Below are 22246 nucleotides of genomic sequence, written 5' to 3'. Positions count from 1 at the left end.
TAACTAAGTTTTCTGAGAATAGGGGCAGAATGGATGCCGTGAACATCGCGCTCGAACTCGCCGTCCAAGACCCCGCAGGGGTTCGCATCGCCCGGGAGGTCGGCGCTGCGCGCGTCGAACTCGCCCAAGCTCTCGCTCTTGGCGGGCTCACGCCATCACCCGCCACTCTCGAGCTGGCGCTGGAAGCCGCGGGGGAGGCCGGCCCCGAAATCCACGTTCTCATCCGCCCTCGCGCGGGCGGATTCCACTACGACGCCGACGAGATCGCGCTCGCGGTGCGAGACGTGGAATTGGCTGTGACCGCTGGCGCTTCCGGGGTCGTCATCGGTGCGCTGGATGCCGCTGGCGCGCTCGACTTCGACGCGGTGGCTCGGCTGCGCGATGCCGCGGGTGAGGCCGCGGTCACCCTGCACCGCGCGATCGACGTCACCGCTGACCCGGTGGCAACGCTAGACAGCGCGATCGCACTCGGGCTGCGCCGGGTGCTCACCTCTGGCGGTGCCTCCTGCGCGATCGAGGGCATTGAGACGTTGCGTGCGATGGTGGTGGCCGCTGGCGGCCGGATCGAGATCATGGCGGGCAGCGGAGTGAACGCCTCGAGCGCTGCTGCTTTGGCGGCCACGGGCGTCGATGCGCTGCACTTTTCCGCCAAACGCAACGTTGTCGTCGACGGTGCTGGCGGTGGTGGCGTGCGGATGGGATCGGCTGCCGATGGCGTCGGAGGGTACGAGGTCACCGACCGCGATGCCGCGTTCGCGGTACGAGAGGCGCTCGGACTCTGACACAGGTCTAGCCGTTTTCCCTGGCATCCGTAGACTCGACCCATGCCCCAGACTTCGGAGTTCACCGACGCGCACGGAGTCGTGATCGTCTACGACGTCCACCCTGCACAGGGCGCACCGCGAGGCGTGGTGCAGTTACTGCATGGTGTCGGAGAGCACGCCGGACGCTACGGCGCGCTGATCGCCGCGCTCACCGCTGCAGGTTTCACCGTGTATGCAGATGACCACCGCGGTCATGGGCGCACCGGCATCCGTCAGCATGGGGGCCCCGCGAAGCTCGGCAAACTTGGCAAGGGCGGGATGAACGCGGCCAAGGACGCGATCTGGCAGCTGACCGGAATCATCCGCGCCGAGCATCCTGATTTGCCGCTCGTGCTGCTGGGCCACTCCTGGGGCTCATTCCTCGCGCAGATGCTGGTCAACGACCATCCAGAGGCCTGGGACGCCGTCGTCCTCTCCGGCTCCGCGCTGCGCACCCCTCGCGACCTCAATGCGGCACCGTTGAACGCCCGATGGGAGGGGACGGATGCCACTGGATACGAATGGCTCAGCCGCGATGCCGCCGTCGGTAAGGCCTTCGACGACGACCCGCTCACCACGAACGTGCCGCTGCTGAGGCTGTTCGGTCCGATCGAAGCACTGAAGCTCTACGGGCGGCCGGCGAAGAATCTCGCTCGCGACATTCCGATGCTGTTGATGGTCGGTCGAGATGACCCGGTGGGCGGGCCGCACAGCGTGCACAAACTCGCCGAGGAGTATCGCACCCGCTCGGGTCTGACGGATGTCACCACACTCGTCTACCCGGATGCGCGTCACGAGATCTTCAACGAACTGCAGCAGGACGAGGTTCGCGCCGACCTGCTTGCCTGGCTCGATAAGCACGTGCCGGTCCGGGCCTGACGACCGGGGTTCCCGAGCCCATCGAACCTCGCGCGGCTTAAGCTGGAGTCGTGCATGGTGAATACAAGGTTCCCGGTGGAAAGCTCGTGGTCGTCGACGTCGAAATCGAAGACGGCAGGCTGAGCGACTTCCGCCTCGCGGGCGATTTCTTTCTTGAGCCAGACAGCGCGCTCGAAGACATCAATGCGGCCGTCAACGGGCTGCCAGCGGAATCGGATGCCACGGCCATTGCCGCAGCGGTCCGAGCGGCGCTGCCCGCCGGCGCGCAGCTGCTCGGATTCAACCCGGAATCGGTTGGCACCGCCGTGCGTCGCGCACTCGTTACTGCTCCGGGCTGGCGCGACTTCGATTGGGAGATCGTCCATGAGAAGGCCGTCTCACCGCGGATGAACCTCGCACTCGACGAGGTTCTCACTTCCCGCGTCGGCGAGGGGCGTCGCCGTCCGACGCTCAGAATCTGGGAGTGGGATGAGTCCGCGGTCGTGATCGGCTCCTTCCAGTCGTACCGCAATGAGGTCGACCCCGAGGGCGCTGCCAAACACGGCTTCGACGTCGTGCGTCGTATCTCCGGCGGAGGCGCGATGCTGATGGCCGCGGGGCAGATCATCACGTACTCGCTGTATGTTCCGGCATCCCTCGTGCAGGGTATGACGTTCGCCGATTCCTATGCGTTTCTCGATGACTGGGTGCTGCAGGCGCTGCGCGCCGTCGGTATTGATGCGACCTATCAGCCGCTCAACGACATCGCGAGCCCGACCGGGAAGATCGGCGGTGCTGCGCAGAAGCGTCTGGCCAATGGTGGTGTGCTGCACCATGCCACGATCTCGTACGACATCGACGGGCAGGTCATGACCGAGGTACTGCGCATCGGTCGCGAGAAGCTCAGCGACAAGGGCACGACCTCGGCCGCCAAGCGTGTTGACCCGTTGCGCACCCAGACCGGGCTCAGCCGTGCCGAGATCATCGACAGCTTCAAGGAAACATTCCGCTCGTTGACGAATGCGGAAGACGGCGGCATCACCGCCGAGGAGTATGCCGACGCGGAGTCACTCGTGGAGTCGAAGTTCGCGACCGACGCGTGGCTGCAGCGCGTCCCGTGAGCTCCGCTCTTCCTGAACCCGACGCGGTCCCAGGCTCCGTATCGATCCTTCAGGGTGACAACCTCACCGCGGCGCGATCTTTGCCATCGGCATCCTTCACGCTCGTCTACCTCGACCCGCCCTTCAACACCGGCCGCACGCAGACCCGGCAGGTAGTTACCGCGCGTCGTACGTTCACAACGTCGCAAGAACCGGAAGCGGAGCCGAAGGAGATCCGGCACGGCTTCCACGGCCACGAGTACGAGCGCGTGCGCGGAATGCTGCGCACCTACGACGACAGTTTCGACGACTACGGCGACTTCCTCATGCCGCGACTCGAGGAGGCCTGGCGCCTGCTCGCCGATGACGGCACGCTCTATCTGCACCTGGACTATCGCGAAGCGCACTACGCGAAGGTCATGCTTGACGCCGTATTCGGGCGCGACGCCTTCCTCAACGAGTTGATCTGGGCATACGACTACGGCGCGAAGTCACGGCGCCGCTGGCCGACCAAGCACGACACGATCCTCGTTTACGTGAAGACGCCCGGCGCGCACGTATTCAACGCCGACGACATCGACCGTGAGCCCTACATGGCGCCCGGCCTCGTCACCGCGGAGAAGGCAGCGAGGGGCAAGCTGCCCACCGACGTCTGGTGGCACACGATCGTTCCGACCACCGGCCGGGAGAAGACCGGCTACCCGACGCAGAAGCCCGAGGGGATCCTCCGTCGGATCGTGCAGGCTTCCAGCCGCCCGGGCGACCGTGTGCTCGACCTCTTCGCCGGCAGCGGCACGACCGGGGCGGTGGCATCTGCACTCGGTCGCAACGCCGTGCTCGTCGACGACAACCCCGAGGCGGTGCGCGTGATGCAGAAGCGGATGCCGCACGCCGAGGTCACGACGCTCTGACACGTCAACGACTGAGGCTCTCGGCGGATGCGACGCATCCACAGAGAGCCTCAAAGCTGCGGGTCAGATCAGCGGATCAGGCCGAGCGTCTCCGGCAGCCACATCGAGATCGCCGGAACGAAGGCGACGATGAACAGGCCGACCACGAGCGCCCAGAAGAACGGCCACAGTCGTGCGATGACCTTCTCCAGGCGCACGTTCCCGACGCGGGCGGCGACGAACAGGTTGTTGCCGATCGGAGGCGAGATGTTACCGAGGCACATGTTGAAGACCATCATCGCGCCGAAGTGAATCGGGCTGACGCCGAGTTCCATCACCACCGGGAGGAAGATCGGCGTGAAGATCAGGATCGCCGGTGTCGGGTCCATCACCGTTCCTGCAAGCAGGAGCACGATCATGATGATGATCAGCACGACCGCGACGTTGTCGGTGAACCCGAGTAGTCCCTCGGTCACCAGCTGTGGGATGCGCGCGAACGCGAGCACGTAGCCGAGGATGCCGGAGACGCCGATCAGCAGCATGATGATGCCGGTGACCTTGGATGCCTCGAGGATGATCTTCGGCAGTTCCCTGATCGGCAATGTCCGCTGAATCAGGCCGAGGAAGAAGCAGTACAGCACGGCGATCACCGCGGATTCGGTCGCGGTGAAGAAGCCGCTGAGGATGCCGCCGATCACGACGAAGATCATCAGCAGCGCGGGCAGCGCCTTCAAGAAGACGATCGTGACCTGTCCGACGCTGGGGCGCACCGAGCCCTTGGCTTGGCGCAGCTCGGGGTGCTTGTGGGCGTAGAGGGCCACGACCACGATGCAGACCAGTGCCCAGATGAGACCCGGTCCGACACCGGCCATGAACAGCGCGCCAATCGAGGTGCTCGAGACGAGCGAGTACACGATGAAGGTATTGCTCGGCGGGATCAGCATCCCTGCCGGTGATGACGCAGCATTGACGGCGGCGGAGAATGCCGGATCGTACTTCTCCTGACGCATCCGCGGCGTCATGACGGTACCGATCGCAGCAGCAGAGGCAACCGAAGCGCCGGAGACCGCACCGAACATGGTGTTCGCAACGATGGTGGTCTGCGCGAGCGATGCGGGCAGGCGACCGGCCACGACCTGGGCCAGATCGATGAGGCGGGCGGCGATGCCACCGGTGTTCATGAGTCCGCCAGCGAGTATGAAGAACGGTATCGCCAGCAGACTGAAGGAGTTACTGCCCTGGAAGATCTTCTGGGAAGCGGTGAATGTCGCACCTTCCCAGTCGCCAAGGAGGATGAAGATCGCGATTGCCGAGGGCAGGCCCATGGCGACCGCGACGGGCAGGCCGATGGCGATGCCGATGGCGATGCCTGCGACCAGGACGATCGACGCGACAAGTGTGATGGTGTCCATGTCAGATCGCCTCGCTGATGTCGTTGGTGTCGGGAGTGGGCTCCTCGACACCGGCCAGAAGACCGATGATCTGCACGATGGAGTAGAAGAGAATGAGCACGCCGGAGATCGGCATGATCAGGTAGATCTGCCCGATCGTGAGCGGGAGTGATGACAGGCTCTGGTGCCAGGCATTCTGTGCCACGGCGAGGCCGCCGATGATGAACACGGCGACGATGAAGAAGACCACGATGAGCTCGATCACGACAGCGGCGGCGCGACGTGATCGCAGCGGGAGTTTCTCGATGAGAATCTCGACCGCGATGTGTCCTCGCTCGGAGAAGACATAGGCCGCAGCGATCATCGCAAGGATGACGAAGCTGTACTGCGCGGCCTCCTGCGTCCACGCTGCGGTGTCGCCTAGTACCTCGCGGGTGAAGACCTGCCAGGCGACGATGACGACCAGTGCCACGAAGACAATGATGCACAGCCATCCGAGCAGTCGGTCGACGCCTTTGCGGGCAGTGCCAAGCACAGCCATCAGGCCATGCCAGCGGGTGGCGCCGGCCGGAGGGTTCGCCTCGCCAGCGTCATCGGGTGGGTTCGTGGTCACGGTGTCCTCCGTTCCGGCCTGACAGCGGGATGCTGTCGCCGATTTCGCACGTCGTCGTTGCGGGATGGAGCCTGAGCAGACCGGCGAGGACGCCAAGCGGTCGAGGTGACCGCCCTGCGCCCTCGCCGGGTGCGTCAGGTCTTACTCTGCAGCGCTGCGGATGGCTTCGTAAAGAGCGATCTGCGAGTCCTCGGTGAGGAACTCGTCGATCAGGGGCTCGAGGGCCTCTGCGAAGGCCTCGGTGTCGACCTCGGCGAACTCGGCGCCGCCGGCCTCAGCATCGGCGACGGCCGTCTTGGTGTCGGTCTTCCACAGCTCGGTGTGGTGCTCCCATGCGGCGGTCCAGCCTTCGTCGAAGGCCGCGCGGTCCTCGTCTGACATCTCGGCGAGCGTGTCGCTGTTGATGATCAGGAAGTCCGCACCGACCAGGTGACGCGTCAACGAGAAGTACGGTGCCACCTCGTGGTGCTTGTTGCTGAAGTACGAGATCTCGTTGTTCTCTGCGCCGTCGACGACACCGGACTGCAGGCCGCTGTACACATCACCGAACGGCAGCGGCGTGGGGGAGGCGCCGAGCGCTTCGATCATCGCGAGGAAGACGGGGCTCTCCTGCACGCGGATCTTCTTGCCCGCCAGGTCAGCAGGCGTTTCGACGATGCCGTCCTTGGTGTAGATGCTGCGCTCGCCCTGTGTGAGCCCACCGACGACGGAGATGTTGTTACTTTCCTCGAGCGATGAGTACACGTCACCGACGAGTTCCTGATCGTCGAGTACCGACATCTGGTGGTCGATGTTGTCGAAGACCTTCGGAAGGCTGAAGAGGACGAATTCTTTGTTCAGGTTCTCCAGCTGCGGAGCCGAGACGATCGCGAGGTCGATGACGCCCTGGCTGACCGACTGCAGGTACTCATCCTGGTTGCCGAGGGTGCTGTTGGCGTGCACTTCGATGTCCCAGCGGCCGTCGGTGGCTTCCTTGAGCTGCTCACCGAAGGCCTCGAGCGCGATGTACGAGGGGTGCGTCTCTGGCTGGTTGAGCGCCAACTTCATGACGGTGGGGCTGGTCGCGGCGCCGTCGCCAGCGCTGTCACCAGCATTGTCGCCTCCGGTGCCGGAGCATCCGGCAAGAGCGAGGGCGGTGATCGCAGTGGCCGCCAGGAAGGCGATCCGGGTTTTGCTCCGCATGAGATTCTCCTTTGAAATGCTGTGAGTGTGGGGGACAGCGGTCTGCAACGACCGGTCTCATACATTCATCCATCTGCATCGAGATCTTGGCAACCAGTTGCCATGGGTTGCCGTGCGAGCGTGATCGGGAATGCCGGTCCTCGGCTCAGCGGTCGCCGTCGTCCGTGAACGCCGGGCGGCCGCCGTTTGGCCAGTCATTCGTCGGGTTCGCGGGCCCAGTGGATGCCCTGGTCACCAGGCGAGCGGGGAGCAAAGCCGTCTTCAACGGACCTCCTGGCGACGTGCGTGGAATTCGCGGTGTGCCGCGCAGGTCATCGAGCAGGATCTGCACTGCCACCGCGCCCAACTGGCGCAGCGGCGCGGCAACAGTTGTCAGCTGCGGCGTGCAGAAGTCCGCGCCGAAGATGTTGTCGAAGCCGACGACCGAGACATCCTCGGGAATGCGGATGCCGAGACTCTGCAGTCCGCGCATCATGCCAATCGCCAGCAGATCGTTGTACGCGATGACAGCAGTGCTCGGTGATGCGGTCAGCTCCCCGGCCGCGGAGAGCCCGCCGGCCTGGGTGGGGGAGAAAGGCCCGATACGTCGCGCGCGAAGGCCGAGTTCGTGGCACGCCTCACGTAGTGCCTGCCATCGGATACCGTTCGCCCACGACGCATCGGGGCCGGCAACATACGTGATGCCGGTGTGTCCGAGCGCGCCGAGATGCTCGACGGCTCGGCGCATGCCGCGTGCATTGTCAGTCGCAACGCTGGCAATATCGCTCATCGAGCGGTTGAGCACGACTGTCGGACGCTGCTTGGCGGCGACACGGATGGAGGAGTCGGACATGCGAGAAGTGGCGAGCACGACGCCCTCGACCATGGGCAGCACCCGGTCGAGCGCTCGCCGCTCGGCTTCGACCGATTCCTGCACGTCGGCGACCAGCAAGGTGTAGCCAGCTTTGGTCGCCGTGTCCTCTGCGCCGCGCAGCAACTCGAAGAAGAAGGGGTTGGTGACGTCGGCGACGATGATCGCGAGCAGCGACGTCTTGCCGGTCGGCAGTGCCCTGGCGAGGGGGTTGGTGCGATAGCCCATATCGGCCGCGATCTGTCTGATCCGCTCCGCGGTCTCGGCGTTGACGCGGCCGGGGCGAGAGAATGCCCTGGATACTGTTGAAGGCGCGACTCCTGCCGCTTTGGCGACGTCGTAGATCGTCGGACGCGCCGTGCGCCCGGCGCTGGCAGAGGGCTCCTCAGTCATGCCGTGAGCCTAGGTCAGCCGTGCAACTGATGGCAACCGATTGCTGCTTTGTTGCCGCGCGGGCTGAATGGAACTGTCAAGAACGACGACCGCGCTGAGCGCACGACGATGAGGACCCGCGTGAACAACGACGACATGCTTGCTGAGGCCGAGATGGCAGAGGCGGAACTGGGCAGGCTGGGCCTCGGTTACGTGCGGGTCCGTGCACACGGAGAACTCGCCTGCCTTGACGTTCCGTTGAACGAGATTCCCGTGCTCGCCGGTGATCCGCTGCGCTCCGAAGTGCTGCGTGCAGTGCGCGGAGCCGGATTCGAGCGCGTCGCCGTGCACATTGATACGGAGTGACATCATGACTATGCGACTCCACGGCCACATATGGCAACCGGTTGACGTCCATGCAGACCGTCTGAATCATGGAGGGATGCCAGTGCCGCTCGAACTTGACGACGACCGCCTTCTGCCCGTGGACCCCGCCACCAGGGCGGTGGCACGCGACCTCTATGCCCTGGTCGCCGACCTGCCGATCATCTCCCCACATGGGCACGTCGACCCAGCCATGCTGCTTGAGGATCTGCCTTTCTCTGACCCGGCTGAGCTGTTCATCACCAAGGATCACTACGTCACGCGACTGCTGCATGCCTCGGGCGTCGACCTCGCGTCCCTCGGCGCAGGCAGCACGACAGGTGCCGATCCGCGCCAGGTGTGGCGACTGTTCGCCGAGAACTGGCATCTGCTGGCAGGCACGGCATCCGGCTACTGGCTCACGCACGAGCTCGTCACCCTCTTCGGCATTGACCTCGAGCCGTCCGCCGAGACTGCCGATGCGATTTACGACACGATCGCGGAGCGGCTGACCGAGCCCGCATACCGGCCTCGCGCGCTGTTCGAGAGGTTCGGCATCGAGGTGCTGGCCACCACAGACGACCCGATGGATGACCTCGCCGTGCACGCGGCGCTCGCCGCAGACGAGTCCTTCACCGGGCGCGTGCTGCCGACTTTTCGACCTGATGCGTATCTTGACCCGACGGCTCCGGGGTTCCGCGAGCGGATCGAGCGTTTGACGGCATCGAATCAGAGCGCACCGGATGATTTCTCGGGCTATCTCGCCGCCCTCGAAGCGCGCCGCGCCCATTTCATCGCCCACGGTGCAGTCTCCGCCGACCACGGCGTCGTCGACCCGTACACGGTTGATCTGAGCGATGACGACGCGGCCGCGCTCTACCGGCGCGCGGTCGCTGGCGAGTTGGATGCCGCGGGCGCCCGCGAGTTCCGCGGCAACATGCTGTTGCGGATGGCGGGCATGAGTGCGCGCGACGGGCTCGTCATGACCATTCACCCCGGTGTGTACCGCAACCATTCCTCGGCCACGTTCGAGGGGTTCGGAGCGGACACCGGACACGACATCCCCGTGACGACGACATACACCCAGAACCTTCGCCCGCTGCTGGAGAAGCACGGACTCGACGCGAACCTCACCCTCGTGCTGTTCACCGTGGACGAGACCGTCTACTCGCGCGAGATCGCCCCGCTCGCGGGTTTCTATCCCAGCGTTTTCATCGGCGTTCCCTGGTGGTTCCTGGATGCTCCGGATGCCGTGCTCCGCTTCCGCTCAGCCGTGACAGAGACGGCAGGGTTCTACCGCGGCTCCGGCTTCATCGACGACACCCGCGCATTCCTGTCGATCCCGGCCCGTCACGACATGGCGCGGCGGTTGGACGCCGCCTTCCTCGCACGGCTCGTCGGTGAGGGGCGTCTGTCCCGTGCGCAGGCCGAGCGCATCGCGGTCGACCTCGTGACGACCGTGCCGCGAAAGGCGTTCAAGCTGTGACCGATACTCACGCTGTAACTGAGATTGCCATCGCCGGGCTGGATCGCGCATCCGCCGCCGCTCGTGCCGGCCGTGCGTTCGACCGAGCGCCCGTGCGCATCGTGCACCTCGGCCTCGGCGCCTTCCACCGCGCGCACCAGGCCTGGTACACCGACGTTGCCGACGAGGCGAACGAGTGGGGAATCCGCGCCTTCACCGGGCGCAGCGCAACTGCCGCCGAAGAGCTCGCAGCCCAGGACGGCCTCTACTCGTTGATCGAGCGATCCGGTGCCGGAGACAGCATCACGCTCATCGACTCCATCGTCGATGCGGTCGATGGAGCCCGCATCGACATCCTGGCCGCAACGCTCGCCGAGCCAGCGACCGCACTGGTCACCCTCACGATCACTGAGGCGGGCTATGCGGTGGATGCCGAGCACCGCCCCGATCTGAACAACGCCGCGGTCGCGGCCGATGTCAAATGGCTTCGTGCGAATCTGGCTGCGGACGTGCTCGATCTGTCCACTGCGCCGCAGACGGCACTTGCCCGACTGCTCGTCGGTCTCGAGGCCAGGCGCCGCGCGGCTGCGGGCGCGATCGCTGTCGTGTCATGCGACAACCTTCCTGGCAACGGCGAGCTGACCCGGGCGGCGCTGACCTCGCTCGGAGAGCTTGCCGGTGCATCCGACACCCTCGCATACCTCAAGGCACAGGTGAGCTTCCCCTCGACCTCAATCGATCGCATCACGCCCAAGACGACGTCCGCCGAAATTGCGCTCGTGCGCGAGCAGACCGGTTGGGACGACCGCACTCCGGTGGTCACCGAGCCTTTCCGCGACTGGGTGATCAGCGGGGAGTTCCCTGCCGGTCGGCCGGAGTGGGAGAAGGCCGGGGCGCGCTTCGTTGACGACATCGATCCGTTCGAGCGTCGGAAGCTGTGGCTGCTCAACGGTTCGCACTCGTTCCTCGCCTACGCAGGGGCCGCTCGCGGCCACGAGACGGTGGCGCAGGCGATCGGCGATCCACAGATCCGCGCATGGGTGGGTGAGTTGTGGGATGAAGCAGCACGCCACCTCACCGAACCGCACCTCGACATCGACGACTACCGCACAGCTCTCCTGGAGCGGTTCGATAATGCCCGCATCCAGCACCTGCTCGCCCAGATCGGTCAGGACGGCACGATCAAGCTGCGCGCCCGCATCCTTGAGGTGCTGTTCGCCGAACGTGCAGCCGGTCGTGACGGCGCAGCGTGCATCCGTGTGCTCGCGGCCTGGGTGGCACGTGCACTGGGCGGCCGGCTTCCGGCAGACAGCAATGGCGCAGCAGTGTCCGATGCCGCCACACTGGATACGTCCGCCGCAGTGCCGGCGCTGCTGGCAGTGATCGATCAGCGACTCACCGACCCTGAGATCGTGGCAGCGGTCGTCCGTGCCGCTGCCGACTTCGTACAGAACTGATGAACACCACTGGAGGACCCCATGATCATCGATAAGGCTGAAGTCATTGTCACCAGCCCCGGCCGGAACTTCGTCACACTGCGATTGACGACGGATGAGGGCCATGTCGGCATCGGCGATGCGACCCTCAACGGTCGCGAGCTCGCGGTCGTGAGCTATCTGAAGGATCACGTCGTTCCGTTGCTGCTGGGCCGGGATGCACACCGCATCGAGGACACCTGGCAGTTCCTGTATCGCTCGGCGTATTGGCGTCGCGGTCCGGTGACGATGGCGGCAATCGCCGCGGTCGACATGGCGCTGTGGGACATCAAGGGCAAGGCGGCCGGGATGCCGGTGTACCAGCTGCTGGGTGGCGCAAGCCGCACCGGGCTGATGGCATACGGCCACGCCTCCGGCAAGGAGCTGCCGGAGCTGTTCGACTCGATCCGCGCGCATCAGGAGCAGGGATACCGCTCGATCCGCGTGCAGACTGGCGTGCCAGGGCTGAAGGCAATCTACGGGATCGCCTCGCAGGCCGCGGACACCGCGGATGGCAGCATCCGTTACGACCACGAGCCAGCCCGTCGTGGGGCGAAGCCCACGGAGGAAGACTGGGACACGCGCGCGTACCTGCGCACGCTGCCCGGTGTGTTCGAGGCGGTACGCAACGAGTTCGGTCCCGAACTGCCGCTGCTGCACGACGGACATCACCGGATGACGCCGATCCAGGCCGCACAGCTCGGCAAGTCGCTCGAGCCCTACGACCTGTTCTGGCTCGAGGACTGCACGCCGGCCGAGAACCAGGAAGCGCTGCGCCTGGTGCGTCAGCACACCACTACGCCGTTGGCGATCGGTGAGATCTTCAACACCGTCTGGGACTTCAAAGACCTGATCAGTGAACAGCTGATCGACTATGTCCGCGGAGCGGTGACGCACATGGGCGGCATCAGCCCGTTGAAGAAGACGCTGGACTACGCGGCGCAGTACCAGATCAAGTCCGGCATGCACGGACCGACAGACATCTCGCCGGTGGGGATGGCTGCGGCGATGCATCTCGGACTGAGCATCCACAACTTCGGAATCCAGGAGTACATGCAGCACTCCGCAGAGACGGATTCGGTATTCCAGCAGTCGTACACCTGGGAGAACGGCATGCTCCACCCCGGCGATCAGCCCGGGCTCGGCGTCACTCTGGACGTCGACGAAGCAGGCAAGTACCCGTACGAGCAGGCCTACCTGCCCTACAACCGCCTCGCCGATGGAACAGTACATGACTGGTGAGCGGGAATGACCGATGAGAACGCGCCGTTGATCTGCGTGATGGGAGTGTCGGCGGCGGGTAAATCCACCGTCGGCATCGCCCTCGCCGAGAAGTTGGGCGTGCCGTTCACTGACGCTGACGCGCTGCATTCGGATGCCAATCGCGCCAAGATGGTCTCTGGCACACCGCTGACAGATGAGGACCGTTGGCCGTGGCTGGAAACGGTCGGTGACCGCTTCCGCAGCAGTGCCGACACCGGTCTCGTCATGGCCTGCAGTGCACTTCGGCGCGTGTACCGTGACCGGATCCGCTCGGTCGCACCCGACGTGCTGTTCGTGCACCTGCACGGTTCACGCGAGCTGTTGCTGGAGCGAGCCCAAGCCAGGACTGATCACTTCATGCCTGCTGCGCTGTTCGACTCGCAGCTCGCAACGCTGGAGGTGCTCGACGAGGACGAGGCCGGTTTCGTCGTCATCGTCGATCGGGAGCCGCACGAGCTCGTCGAGGAGATTGTCGGTCGGCTGGCTAAGTCGTCCGTTCGCTGAGCGGCCCGTTTCAGACCAGCCCGTTTTCGGACCAGCGCATTTTCAGACCAGTGCGAGCACGCTGTCGTAGGCGTCGCTGGTGACCTCTTCACCTGATCCGCCGAAGATCCGCGTGGTGCCGGGGTCTGTACGCCAGGTTGCCCAGCCCGGGTCTCCATCGACGATGAGCGCCACGGCCGCGCCGTGCAACTCGTCGGCCAACGATTGCGGCGGGTGCGGCCCGGTGAGGGCATCGACACGCACCCGGTCGAGCCCGTCGAACCAGAACGGCACATCGAGACAGTGGCATGCCCAGCCCTTGGCGGGGGAGACCCAGGAGAACCGATACGCCCAGGTTGGGGCATCCGCGCTCTGTCTGGCCTCCGCCACTCGCGGCACGAGCACCCGGAAGATGTGGTCGCTGACGTAGCGCCCGGCCATCGCCGCCGTGCCCTTTGCGCGCTGTGGCGCGTTCGCGTCGAGATAGGCGCGACGCACGGTGCGATCGTGGATGAAGGGCCGCAGCAGTAGCCCTGCCGGGACTCGGCGCAGCACCGAGCGTTCGCGCTCTGCGACCATCGTGAACTCGTCATCAGCCGCGCCGAGCAATAGCGGCTTGTCCGCGCCGATCCCGGCCCGCAGCGCATCCACGGTGGGCCGAGCGATCAGCTCACCGTCGACCATCGGACCCCATGGCAGTCCGTTCTCCATGAGGTCCGCGATGACCCCGAGCCCGCGTTTGGCGCTGGCGGCCTTGCCCTGGAAGCTGTGCAGAGTCGCTTCGTCGACTGAGCGGAAGCCGCGGGCTGTGGCGTCGACGCCGGCCAGTTTCGCCAGCCGGGCCGAACGCGCCTTGGCCTCCTCCATCGGGACGTCGGCCAGTGCTCCCGACGCCGACAGCGCGCGGTGGAACAGGTGCTGCGCCGATGGCATCCCGAGCAGTGTGAGTACGGCGCCGCCGCCGGCTGACTGTCCACCGATCGTCACCTGGGCCGGGTCTCCGCCGAAGGCCGCGATGTTCTGCTGCACCCACTCGAGCGCGGCGATCCAGTCGAGTACGCCGCGGTTATGCGGGGCGCCCTCGATGTAGCCGAAGCCGTCAAAGCCCAGCCGGTAAGAGATCGATACGGTGACGACGCCGTCGCGATTGAATCGGCCCCCGTCGTACCACGGACTCGCCGGGGATCCTTCGGTATAGCCACCGCCGTGGATCCAGACCAGCACCGGTAGCGATGCCTCGGTCGACGGTGTGAACACGTTGACGTTGAGAATGCTGTCGCCTGCAACGGCGGGTTCGGGGATGAGTGTGTCGGTGCCCGTCGTGCGCAGTGCAGTTGCGCCGTATTCGGTCGCGTCGCGCACCTCAGCCCACGGGGCAGGGGGCACAGGGGCCGCGAAGCGCAGCTCGCCCACGGGCGGGGCTGCGAACGGGATGCCGAGAAAAGCGGAGGATCCGTCCCGCGCGAGCCCGCGGACTGGCCCTGAGCTGGTGATGACGACGGGGGCGTGCGGCACGCTGTCTCCTTCGAATGTGGGTGGCATCGCCAGCGTAGCGGCGCGCCGCTGCCGCAATGTGACTCAAAGTGTCGCTCTTGTGTGACACTTCATGTCATACTGTTGACGACGATGCACGAGGACATACTGTGACGAAACCTCTGGCAGGGCCGCAAACCCTGTTGCGTACGCTTAATTCGAGAGCGATCCTGGAGGCTTTGGCGCAGCGTGGGCCTTTGACTCGTGCGGAGTTGATGGGCGAGACCGGGTTGTCGCGGACTGCTGTGACTCAGGTCCTGAGGATGCTCGAGGCTGGGGACGCCGTAGCATCCGCTGGGGTGGACCGAGACACGCGTGGGCCGGCGGCAACCCGCGTCTCCCTACATCCCCGACTGGGGTTCGCGGCCGCCGTGCATGTTGATCACTATGCGATGCACGTCAGTCTGATCGATCCCACCGGCACCGTGCGCGCCGCGCAGGATGCCCCGCTCGGTCGTGTCGAGGAGCGCGCCGTCGATATCGCCCGCATGATCGCGGATTGCGCGCAGACTGCCCCGGGCCGGCTGCGCCACGCGGTCGTCGCCATGCCGGGGATCGTCCGGCCCGACGGTGAGATCAGAGACGACCAGGGTCCGGATGGTGGTGCCTTCCGTGCGGCTCTGGAAGGGCTTCTCGGTTGCCAGGTGCAGGTCGAGAACGATGTGAACCTCGCGGCGCTCGCCGAGGCGGAGTCCGGTGTCGGGCATGACCTGGAGAGCTTCACCCTGCTGATGATCGACCAGGGGCTCGGTGCGGGCACCGTGCTGGGCGGCCTGCTGCGCCGCGGCTTCGCCGGGGTCTCCGGTGAAGTGCAGTATTTACCGCAGTCGCCGGTGCCCATCGGTGTTCCGCTCATCAACGAGACGGTCGTCGAAGACCTCGCCCGCAGCAACGGGCGTGACCCGGCTGACCCGCTTGCTGTGCACCTCGACGCCTGCGCGGCCGGCGATGACGCTGCCCAGACGATGATCGACGAGCTGGCGAGGCGGCTGGTGCTCGTGGCAGGGAGTGTGACCCTTGTCGTCGACCCAGAAGCCTTCGTGTTGGGTGGGCACGCCGCGCATCCGTGTTTCTTTGCCGCGATCCTTCGGGCGGCCGAGGCGATTTCTCATCTGCTGACGCTGCGCTTCGTGCCCTCCGCCTTCGGGCGAGAGGCGACGATGATCGGTGCGATCGGTGAGGCGACATTGGCGCTGCGCGAGCGCGAGTTCACCGGCATCCTTTCTGGACAGTCCGGCATCCTTTCTGGAAAGTACCGGGTGACGCGATGACATCGCTCGTCTCTCGATTGGGTTTTCCGTCCGACGCGAAAGCGATCATCCTCAACGCCGACGATTTCGGCATGTGCCATGCGGCGAATGAGGCCATCACCGAGATGCTTGTCGGAGGGCATCTCGACTCGACAACCGTCATGGTGCCCTGCGCGTGGGCGCCGGAAGCGCTCGCCTTCGCCGCAGCCAACCCGACGCTGGATGTCGGCGTGCATCTGGTGCTCACCAGTGAGTGGAGCAGGTACCGCTGGCGTCCACTGACCGGGAATGGGTCGACTCTCGTCGATGCGGACGGCTACTTCCCGGCCGATGTCCGCTCGGTGGAAGAAAACGCCTCCGTCGCCGATGTTGCAGCCGAGCTTGCGGCGCAGTTGGAAGCAGCGCTGCACGCGGGCGTCGACGTCACCCACATCGACAACCACATGGGGTCGGTCTACGGCCTGCACACCGGGCGCGATCTGCTCGGCCCGGTATTCGAGCTTGCGGTGCGGCACGGTCTGCCGTTCCGGCTGCCCCGCGTCGTCGAAGGGACCGAGTTCGGCGCGGACCTCCAGCCGGTCCTCGATCGTGCGACGCAGGCGGCGGATGCCGCGGGCATCGTCATCCTCGACCGGCTGTGGACGCACCCCTTCGCGCTGGCAGGTGAGGGCACGGATGCGGAGGAGACGTACGAGCAGGTCAGGGATGGGTTCCTCGAATTGCTGCGCGCCGTGCCGGCCGGAGTCACTGAGATTTACCTGCATCCGATGGTCGATTCTGCAGAGTTGCGCGCGGCTGTCGATCACAGTTCGAGCAAACGTGGGTATGAGCGTCGGCTGCTTGCTGATCCGATTGTTCATCAGACCATCGAGGAAGAGGGGCTCATCCGGATAGGCTGGCGTGCGCTGCGTGACCTGCAGCGCCGATAGGAGCCCCGCAGATGAGTCTCACCGCGCGTATCCGCGACCGTCGCCTTGGCGCGGCGCCTACCCGTGCCCAATCCATGGCTTTCGGTGCATCGGGTTTCCCAGTGCAGCTGATGGGGCAGACCTTCTCGGCCTTCGTCGTCTACTTCTACGTCGCCCACCTCGGCGTGGCCGCAGAGTGGGTGGCGGCGGCGATGATCGCCCACGGCATCCTGAACGCCGTGCTGAATCCGGTGGTCGGTGCGCTCTCCGATCGAATTCGCACGCCCTGGGGGCGACGCATCCCGTGGATCGGGCTCGGCATCGTTCCGCTGGTCGTCGCGTTCGCGCTGATCTGGATCCCTCCGGAACTGCCCGCGGGCGGGCTGATCGCCTGGTTCCTCATCGTCGTCGCCGTGTACGACATCGCATTCGTGGTCGTCGTGTTGAACATCTCGGCGCTGTTCCCGGAGATATTCCGCACGACCGAGGAACGGGCGCGCGGCAATGTGCCTCGTCAAGTCTTCGCGATCGTCGGGATGATTCTCGGCACTGCCGGAGCGCCGCTGCTCTACGACAGCATCGGCTGGCCGGGGATGGCAATCGCACTCGGATTCGTGTGTCTGGTGATGTTCGGCTGGTCGTTCGCCGGCGGAATGGTCGAGCGTCGAGGCGAGGTTACGGCGTCGGCGTCGTCTTCGATGACGTGGAAGGACCAGCTGCGATACACGTTCGCCAACCGGGCCTTCGTGCCGTACGTGCTGGGGTCGCTGTTCGTGCAGACCTCGATCGCCGTGATCCTCGCGGCCATCCCGTTCTACGTGAGGTACTCGCTGCATGCGGCGGAGGGTGAGAGCAGCATCCTGCTCGGCGTGATCTTCGTGGTCGCGGTGCCGGCGATCTTCCTGTGGAGCTGGGTCGTCCGCCGCACTTCACCACGCGCTGCGCTGCTGTGGGCGGTCGGTGTGTTCGGCATCGCCGTGCTCGGGTATCTGCTGCCGTCGGGTGTTCTTGGCGCGGCGCTGGTCGGCGTCGCGGTCGGTGTTGGGGTGGGCGGCCTGTTGCAGCTGCTGGAGGTCGTGCTCTCGCAGATCATCGATGACGATGCGCAGCGCACCGGTCTTCGCCGTGAGGGCGTGTACTTCGGAGTCAACGGCTTCGTGGTGAAGGGCTCCATCGTGTTGCAGGCGATCGTTGCCGCGTGGGTGCTCAACGCCAGCGGGTTCGACGCTGCGCTGGGCGATTCGCAGCCGGAGGCCGTGGACGGTGGCATCCGGATCATGCTGGCCGTCGTGCCGATGGTGTTCACCGCGCTCGGGTGGGTGTGTTTCTGGCTGTACCCGATCCGGGTGCGCGATGTGGAGCCTGTTCAGGGCTGATTCCGCGGTACAGATGTCTGGTCAGATCACGGATGTCGGTCGAGATCCCGGTGTTCGGCAGGCATCCGTACTTCTGACCGACATCTGTACCGCTGGGACGGTCAGATTTCGGGGATGAGCTGTTTCACCCGGCGGCGTTCGGACAATGTGAAGCCCGGGCGCTCGTCGAGCTTGGTTCCGCCGTCCTCGGTCCAACCGTGACGCTCGTAGAAGTCCGCCGCGCGATCGTTGCCATCCAGCACCCACAGGTACGCGCTGCGATGCCCATCCTCTCGGAGCGCATCCTCAACCGCAGCAAGGAGCGCGCGCCCGACGCCGGTCGACCAGGAATCCGGGTGGGCGTAGATGCCCCACAGCTCACCGGTCGCCGGTGCATCGTCATCGCGCGCTGCGCCGAACGATGCCCACGCCAGGATCTCGCCGTGTGCTTCGACGACCAGCGTGTGCGAGTTCGTCGCGGGTTCGGCGAGGATGCCGACCCAGCGCTCGACGCGATCCTCAATCGAGAGCCCGTCGAGCACATCCTGCGGCAGGAGGCCGAGGTAGGCGCTCTGCCACGAGTGGACATGCACGCGGGCGATGCCGCGCGCGTCAGCAGTGGTGGCATCCCGGATCAGCATCGGGCTACTCGGCGTTGCGGCGAGCTTCCCAGCCGGTGCGCACCATCTCGTCGACGGTGTAGCGCATCTTCCAGTCCAGGTCGCGGGCGGCGAGCTCGCCGGTGGCGACGATCCGGTCGGGGTCGCCGGGGCGGCGCGGGCCGATCTCCGGCGTGAAGTCGATTCCAGTGACACGTGCGACGGCATCCATGATCTGCTTCACGCTCAGCCCGTCGCCGGATCCGAGGTTGTAGGCGGCCTCGATGGATGCGCCGGACGCGAGCCGCTTTGCAGCCTCGACATGGGCTGCGGCGATGTCGCCAACGTGCACGTAGTCGCGGACGTTGGTGCCGTCCGGGGTGTTGTAGTCATCGCCGAAGATCTTCGGAGTCTTCTCGGCGATCAGCGCCTCGAACACGATCGGGAAGAGGTTGTGCGGGCTGACGTCGTACACCGTGGGGTCCGCGGAGCCGACGACGTTGAAGTAGCGCAACGACGTGTGACGCAGCGGCTTGTCAGAATCGGCGGTCGCGATGGCCTGGTCTCGCAGCAGCCATTCGCCGATGAGCTTCGACTCGCCATAGGGGCTGGCAGGCTTCTTCGCGGTCTCCTCGACGACGAGCGACACGTCAGGGGTGCCGAAGACGGCGGCGGACGAGGAGAACACGATGTTCGTGACGCCTGCGGCATCCATTGCCTCGAGGATCACGCGAGTGCCCTCGACATTCTGCGCGTAGGTGTGCAGCGGGCGGTTCACCGAAACACCTGCGTACTTGTAGCCGGCGACGTGGATGACGCCCTCGGCGTTGTGGTCGCGGAGCGTCTTCTCGACGAGTGCGCGGTCAAGAATGCTGCCTTGCACGAACGGCACGCCCTCAGGCACGAACGATGCAACGCCGCTGGACAGGTCATCCAGGATCACCGGGGTGAGTCCGGCATCCGCAAGTGCGCGCACGACGTGCGCTCCGATGTAGCCGGCGCCGCCGGTGACGATCCAGGACATTCGTTCCCTCTTCCTCGTGACTCTTTATTCTCGCAGGCGTCAGGAGTCGCGGTGGGCGCCAGCGGCGGGCGTCACCGTGAAGATGTGCGGAGCCGTGAAACCGGATGCGGCGAACGCTGCGGTCACGGCATCCGACACCTGTTGCACGGAACCCTGCTCGACGAGCGCGATCGCTGCGCCGCCGAAGCCGCCGCCGGTCATGCGCGCGCCGATCGCGCCGGCAGTCAGGGCTGTCTCCACGGCGGTGTCGAGTTCGGGAATCGAGATCTCGAAGTCATCGCGCATCGAGACGTGGGATGCGACGATCAGCGCGCCGATCGCGCGGGGGCCCTGTGCGCGCAGCGCGGTGACGGTGTCGAGCACCCGCTGGTTCTCGGTCACGACGTGGCGCACTCGGCGGAAGGTCACGTCATCCATGAGCTCCTTGGCGCGGGGCAGGTCGTCGACGGACACGTCGCGCAGCGACGGAACACGCATGATCGCGGCACCGCGCTCGCAGGACGCGCGGCGCTCGCCGTATCCGCCGGTCGAGTGCGCGTGCTTGACACGGGTGTCCATGACGAGGATCGCGAGTCCGGTTTCACTCATGCTGAGTGGGACCAGGTTGGCGTCGAGGGTGCGGCAGTCCAGGAACAGTGCGGCGTCGGTTTCGCCGAGCATCGATGCCATCTGGTCCATGATGCCGGTCGGGGCGCCGACGGCATCGTTCTCCGAGCGGCGGCCGATTCGGGCCAGGGCACTGCGGTCAAGCTGCGCGTCCCAGAGCTCGTTCAGAGCGGATGCTGTGGCACCCTCGATCGCGGCAGACGAGGAGAGCCCCGCGCCGACGGGGACGTCAGAGGCGATCGCGATGTCGACGCCCACTCCGGTGGCTCCGGCCAGCTGCAGCGCCCAGGCCACGCCGAGCGGGTATGCGGCCCACTCGGCGACGGCCGGTTCTGCGCCGGTCGCCGTCGGGAAGAGGGTGTTCAGCTCATCGAGGGCAACTTCGACGGCCTCTTCGGCGAAGGTCGAGGCGACGCGGATGCGGCCGTCCTCGCGCATGCCGACCGCGGCATATGTGCGGTGCGGGATCGCGAACGGCAGCACGAAACCGTCGTTGTAGTCGGTGTGCTCACCGATGAGGTTGACGCGGCCCGGTGCCGACCAGACGCCAGCGGGGGCGTGGCCGGTGAGCTGCTCGAAGAGGGTGCGTGCGGCATCCTGGGGAGCGGTCATGCGCTGATCTCCTGTGCATCGTTGTCCTGTGCAGTGTTGCGGTCTGCACTGTTGTGCTCTGCGCGCTCGATCGCTTCGCGGATGCGGGCGGCGCCCTGCTCTGGAGTGACTTCAGCAGCCCATGCCCACATGGCAGCCTCGGAGCCGGCGAGGAACTTCAGCTTGTCGGCGGCGCGACGCGGACTCGTCAGCTGCAGGTGCAGGCGCACCGTCTCGCGTCCGACGTTCACCGGTGCCTGATGCCAGGCGGCGATGTACGGCGTGGGGGTGCTGTAGAGCGCGTCGACGCCCTTGAGTAGCTTCAGGTACAGCGGAGCGAGCTCATCGCGTTCGGCGACGGTCGTTTCGGCGAAATCCGGCACATGGCGGTGCGGCATGAGATGCACCTCGAGTGGCCAGCGCGCGGCGAACGGCACGAAAGCGGTCCAGTGCTCGCCGCGGAACACAACGCGCTCCGAGTCCTGCTCTGACTCGAGGATGCGCTGGTACAGATCGGGTGCGGTGCGGTCGATGCTTTCCAGTGCACGGGCGGTGCGCGGAGTGACGTACGGGTAGGCGTAGATCTGGCCGTGCGGGTGCGGGAGCGTGACGCCGATCGCTTCGCCGCGGTTCTCGAACGGGAAGATCTGCTCGATGCCGGGGATCTGCGACAGCGCGGCGGTGCGGTCTGCCCAGGCCTCGATCACGGTGCGGGCACGAGTGACGGTCTGAGTGCCAAAGGAACCCGAGTGGTCCGGGCTGAAGCAGACGACCTCGCAGCGGCCGACCGAGGTGCGGGTGCGGCCCAGGCCGAGCGCGGCGAGATCATCCAGACCTCGTGGCGGGTTGGCCGCGAAGGGCACTCCGCCGAAGCCATCGGGCAAAGCGGGGCCGAACGCGGGGGAGCGGTTCTCGAAGACGGCGACGTCATAGAGCGACGGCACTTCTGAGGGGTTCGTCGGCGATTGCGGTGCCAGCGGGTCGGCGTCGGCGCTGGGCATCATGACGCGGTTCTGCCGGTTCGCGGCGACGGTGATCCAGTCTCCGGTGAGCACGTCGAGGCGCATGTTCGCGGTGTCAGGACGCGGATCGAGCACGCGCGCATCCACAGCGCGCTCCGCGCCGAGTGTGGTGCCCGGGTCGTCGTAGTAGACGAGGTCGCGGCCGTCGGCGAGCGTGGTGGCGCGCTTGACGATGCCGGCACTCAACTCGGACGTGCGTAACTCCGCAGATTCTTGCATGTTCACGTAAACACGGTACCTGCTGGGCGAT

General features: G+C 66.0%; 21 protein-coding genes and 1 pseudogene. 13 read left to right on the top strand and 9 right to left on the bottom strand.

All coding sequences use genetic code 11. The annotated features are described in order from the left end of the window. The first annotated feature begins 29 nt into the window (after positions 1-29). The 4 genes from ACSU04_RS12170 to ACSU04_RS12155 are packed head-to-tail and all read left to right on the top strand — an operon-like array spanning position 30 to position 3672. Entirely contained in the window at positions 30-782 is a 753-nt protein-coding gene (locus ACSU04_RS12170) for a copper homeostasis protein CutC (protein ID WP_439289691.1), read from the top strand. Between the two features lie 42 nt (positions 783-824). After that, complete coding sequence (locus ACSU04_RS12165; protein WP_439289690.1) at positions 825-1682, top strand: alpha/beta fold hydrolase; 858 nt, start codon at positions 825-827, stop codon at positions 1680-1682. A 50-nt stretch (positions 1683-1732) separates the two neighbouring features. After that, on the top strand, positions 1733-2782 hold the full coding sequence (locus tag ACSU04_RS12160) for a lipoate--protein ligase family protein (protein WP_439289689.1): 1050 nt from the start codon (positions 1733-1735) through the stop codon (positions 2780-2782). Beyond that, positions 2779-3672: a DNA-methyltransferase gene (locus ACSU04_RS12155; protein ID WP_439285249.1), complete on the top strand. Its 894-nt coding sequence runs from the start codon at positions 2779-2781 to the stop codon at positions 3670-3672. The genes ACSU04_RS12160 and ACSU04_RS12155 overlap by 4 nt, the downstream gene beginning before the upstream one ends. A 68-nt stretch (positions 3673-3740) precedes the next feature. Here the strand turns inward: ACSU04_RS12155 and ACSU04_RS12150 are convergent, their stop codons facing one another. The 4 genes from ACSU04_RS12150 to ACSU04_RS12135 form a co-directional block, all read right to left on the bottom strand. Then, positions 3741-5063: a TRAP transporter large permease gene (locus tag ACSU04_RS12150; protein ID WP_439285251.1), complete on the bottom strand. Its 1323-nt coding sequence runs from the start codon at positions 5061-5063 to the stop codon at positions 3741-3743. Between the two features lies 1 nt (position 5064). Then, a complete protein-coding gene (locus ACSU04_RS12145) occupies positions 5065-5655 on the bottom strand; it encodes a TRAP transporter small permease (protein WP_439289688.1) in 591 nt (196 codons plus the stop codon). 141 nt (positions 5656-5796) lie between these two features. Next, entirely contained in the window at positions 5797-6837 is a 1041-nt protein-coding gene (locus tag ACSU04_RS12140; protein WP_439289687.1) for a TRAP transporter substrate-binding protein, read from the bottom strand. Between the two features lie 145 nt (positions 6838-6982). Next, positions 6983-8080, bottom strand: a complete 1098-nt coding sequence (locus ACSU04_RS12135) for a LacI family DNA-binding transcriptional regulator (protein ID WP_439289686.1) — start codon at positions 8078-8080, stop codon at positions 6983-6985. 120 nt (positions 8081-8200) lie between these two features. Here ACSU04_RS12135 and ACSU04_RS12130 point away from each other — a divergent pair, with 120 nt between their 5' ends. From ACSU04_RS12130 to ACSU04_RS12110, 5 genes are all read left to right on the top strand, one after another. Beyond that, on the top strand, positions 8201-8425 hold the full coding sequence (locus ACSU04_RS12130) for a hypothetical protein (RefSeq protein WP_439285257.1): 225 nt from the start codon (positions 8201-8203) through the stop codon (positions 8423-8425). Positions 8426-8501: 76 nt separating this feature from the next. Continuing rightward, positions 8502-9908 carry a glucuronate isomerase gene (gene uxaC / locus ACSU04_RS12125; RefSeq protein ID WP_439289685.1) on the top strand — a complete coding sequence of 469 codons (1407 nt, stop codon included), beginning with the start codon at positions 8502-8504 and terminating at the stop codon, positions 9906-9908. Then, the gene (locus ACSU04_RS12120; protein ID WP_439289684.1) at positions 9905-11344 is read left to right on the top strand and encodes a mannitol dehydrogenase family protein; all 1440 of its coding nucleotides are present in this window, start codon (positions 9905-9907) and stop codon (positions 11342-11344) included. Before uxaC ends, ACSU04_RS12120 begins: the two co-directional genes overlap by 4 nt. Before the next feature lie 21 nt (positions 11345-11365). Further along, positions 11366-12604, top strand: coding sequence for a D-mannonate dehydratase ManD (gene manD, locus ACSU04_RS12115; RefSeq protein WP_439285262.1), 1239 nt, complete (start codon positions 11366-11368; stop codon positions 12602-12604). Positions 12605-12610: 6 nt separating this feature from the next. Beyond that, positions 12611-13129, top strand: a complete 519-nt coding sequence (locus ACSU04_RS12110; protein ID WP_439289683.1) for a gluconokinase — start codon at positions 12611-12613, stop codon at positions 13127-13129. Between the two features lie 42 nt (positions 13130-13171). Here the strand turns inward: ACSU04_RS12110 and ACSU04_RS12105 are convergent, their stop codons facing one another. Further along, complete coding sequence (locus ACSU04_RS12105; RefSeq protein WP_439289682.1) at positions 13172-14623, bottom strand: carboxylesterase/lipase family protein; 1452 nt, start codon at positions 14621-14623, stop codon at positions 13172-13174. 68 nt (positions 14624-14691) lie between these two features. Between ACSU04_RS12105 and ACSU04_RS12100 the strand changes: the two are divergent. From ACSU04_RS12100 to ACSU04_RS12085, 4 genes and pseudogenes are all read left to right on the top strand, one after another. Continuing rightward, positions 14692-14904: pseudogene (locus ACSU04_RS12100) on the top strand (winged helix-turn-helix transcriptional regulator); the annotation flags it as partial. A gap of 129 nt (positions 14905-15033) precedes the next feature. Continuing rightward, entirely contained in the window at positions 15034-15912 is an 879-nt protein-coding gene (locus ACSU04_RS12095; protein WP_439289764.1) for an ROK family protein, read from the top strand. After that, positions 15909-16820, top strand: coding sequence for a polysaccharide deacetylase family protein (locus ACSU04_RS12090; RefSeq protein WP_439289681.1), 912 nt, complete (start codon positions 15909-15911; stop codon positions 16818-16820). Before ACSU04_RS12095 ends, ACSU04_RS12090 begins: the two co-directional genes overlap by 4 nt. An 11-nt stretch (positions 16821-16831) precedes the next feature. Then, the gene (locus ACSU04_RS12085; protein WP_439289680.1) at positions 16832-18175 is read left to right on the top strand and encodes an MFS transporter; all 1344 of its coding nucleotides are present in this window, start codon (positions 16832-16834) and stop codon (positions 18173-18175) included. A gap of 101 nt (positions 18176-18276) precedes the next feature. Here ACSU04_RS12085 and ACSU04_RS12080 read toward each other — a convergent pair whose 3' ends face one another. The 4 genes from ACSU04_RS12080 to galT are packed head-to-tail and all read right to left on the bottom strand — an operon-like array spanning position 18277 to position 22215. Further along, positions 18277-18795: a GNAT family N-acetyltransferase gene (locus ACSU04_RS12080; protein WP_439289679.1), complete on the bottom strand. Its 519-nt coding sequence runs from the start codon at positions 18793-18795 to the stop codon at positions 18277-18279. Positions 18796-18799: 4 nt separating this feature from the next. Next, positions 18800-19777, bottom strand: coding sequence for a UDP-glucose 4-epimerase GalE (galE, locus tag ACSU04_RS12075; RefSeq protein WP_439289678.1), 978 nt, complete (start codon positions 19775-19777; stop codon positions 18800-18802). Positions 19778-19816: 39 nt separating this feature from the next. Beyond that, the gene (galK, locus tag ACSU04_RS12070) at positions 19817-20995 is read right to left on the bottom strand and encodes a galactokinase (protein ID WP_439289677.1); all 1179 of its coding nucleotides are present in this window, start codon (positions 20993-20995) and stop codon (positions 19817-19819) included. Next, positions 20992-22215, bottom strand: a complete 1224-nt coding sequence (gene galT, locus ACSU04_RS12065; RefSeq protein WP_439289763.1) for a galactose-1-phosphate uridylyltransferase — start codon at positions 22213-22215, stop codon at positions 20992-20994. Before galT ends, galK begins: the two co-directional genes overlap by 4 nt. Positions 22216-22246: the final 31 nt, after the last annotated feature.

The organism is Microbacterium sp. A84, from assembly GCF_051842815.1.
Taxonomy (GTDB): Bacteria; Actinomycetota; Actinomycetes; order Actinomycetales; family Microbacteriaceae; genus Microbacterium.
Note: the sequence above shows the minus strand (reverse complement) of the source record. Positions and strands in the feature narration are given on the sequence as shown.

What these genes read in the sequence shown, in the direction of transcription:
- ACSU04_RS12170 (WP_439289691.1), top strand. Translation starts at nt 30, where the DNA reads ATGGATGCCGTGAACATCGCGCTCGAACTCGCCGTCCAAGACCCCGCA.
- ACSU04_RS12165 (WP_439289690.1), top strand. Translation starts at nt 825, where the DNA reads ATGCCCCAGACTTCGGAGTTCACCGACGCGCACGGAGTCGTGATCGTC.
- ACSU04_RS12150 (WP_439285251.1), bottom strand. Translation starts at nt 5,063, where the DNA reads ATGGACACCATCACACTTGTCGCGTCGATCGTCCTGGTCGCAGGCATC.
- ACSU04_RS12140 (WP_439289687.1), bottom strand. Translation starts at nt 6,837, where the DNA reads ATGCGGAGCAAAACCCGGATCGCCTTCCTGGCGGCCACTGCGATCACC.
- ACSU04_RS12135 (WP_439289686.1), bottom strand. Translation starts at nt 8,080, where the DNA reads ATGACTGAGGAGCCCTCTGCCAGCGCCGGGCGCACGGCGCGTCCGACG.
- uxaC (WP_439289685.1), top strand. Translation starts at nt 8,502, where the DNA reads ATGCCAGTGCCGCTCGAACTTGACGACGACCGCCTTCTGCCCGTGGAC.
- manD (WP_439285262.1), top strand. Translation starts at nt 11,366, where the DNA reads ATGATCATCGATAAGGCTGAAGTCATTGTCACCAGCCCCGGCCGGAAC.
- ACSU04_RS12110 (WP_439289683.1), top strand. Translation starts at nt 12,611, where the DNA reads ATGACCGATGAGAACGCGCCGTTGATCTGCGTGATGGGAGTGTCGGCG.
- ACSU04_RS12095 (WP_439289764.1), top strand. Translation starts at nt 15,034, where the DNA reads ATGCACGTCAGTCTGATCGATCCCACCGGCACCGTGCGCGCCGCGCAG.
- ACSU04_RS12090 (WP_439289681.1), top strand. Translation starts at nt 15,909, where the DNA reads ATGACATCGCTCGTCTCTCGATTGGGTTTTCCGTCCGACGCGAAAGCG.
- ACSU04_RS12085 (WP_439289680.1), top strand. Translation starts at nt 16,832, where the DNA reads ATGAGTCTCACCGCGCGTATCCGCGACCGTCGCCTTGGCGCGGCGCCT.
- ACSU04_RS12080 (WP_439289679.1), bottom strand. Translation starts at nt 18,795, where the DNA reads ATGCTGATCCGGGATGCCACCACTGCTGACGCGCGCGGCATCGCCCGC.
- galE (WP_439289678.1), bottom strand. Translation starts at nt 19,777, where the DNA reads ATGTCCTGGATCGTCACCGGCGGCGCCGGCTACATCGGAGCGCACGTC.
- galK (WP_439289677.1), bottom strand. Translation starts at nt 20,995, where the DNA reads ATGACCGCTCCCCAGGATGCCGCACGCACCCTCTTCGAGCAGCTCACC.
- galT (WP_439289763.1), bottom strand. Translation starts at nt 22,215, where the DNA reads ATGCAAGAATCTGCGGAGTTACGCACGTCCGAGTTGAGTGCCGGCATC.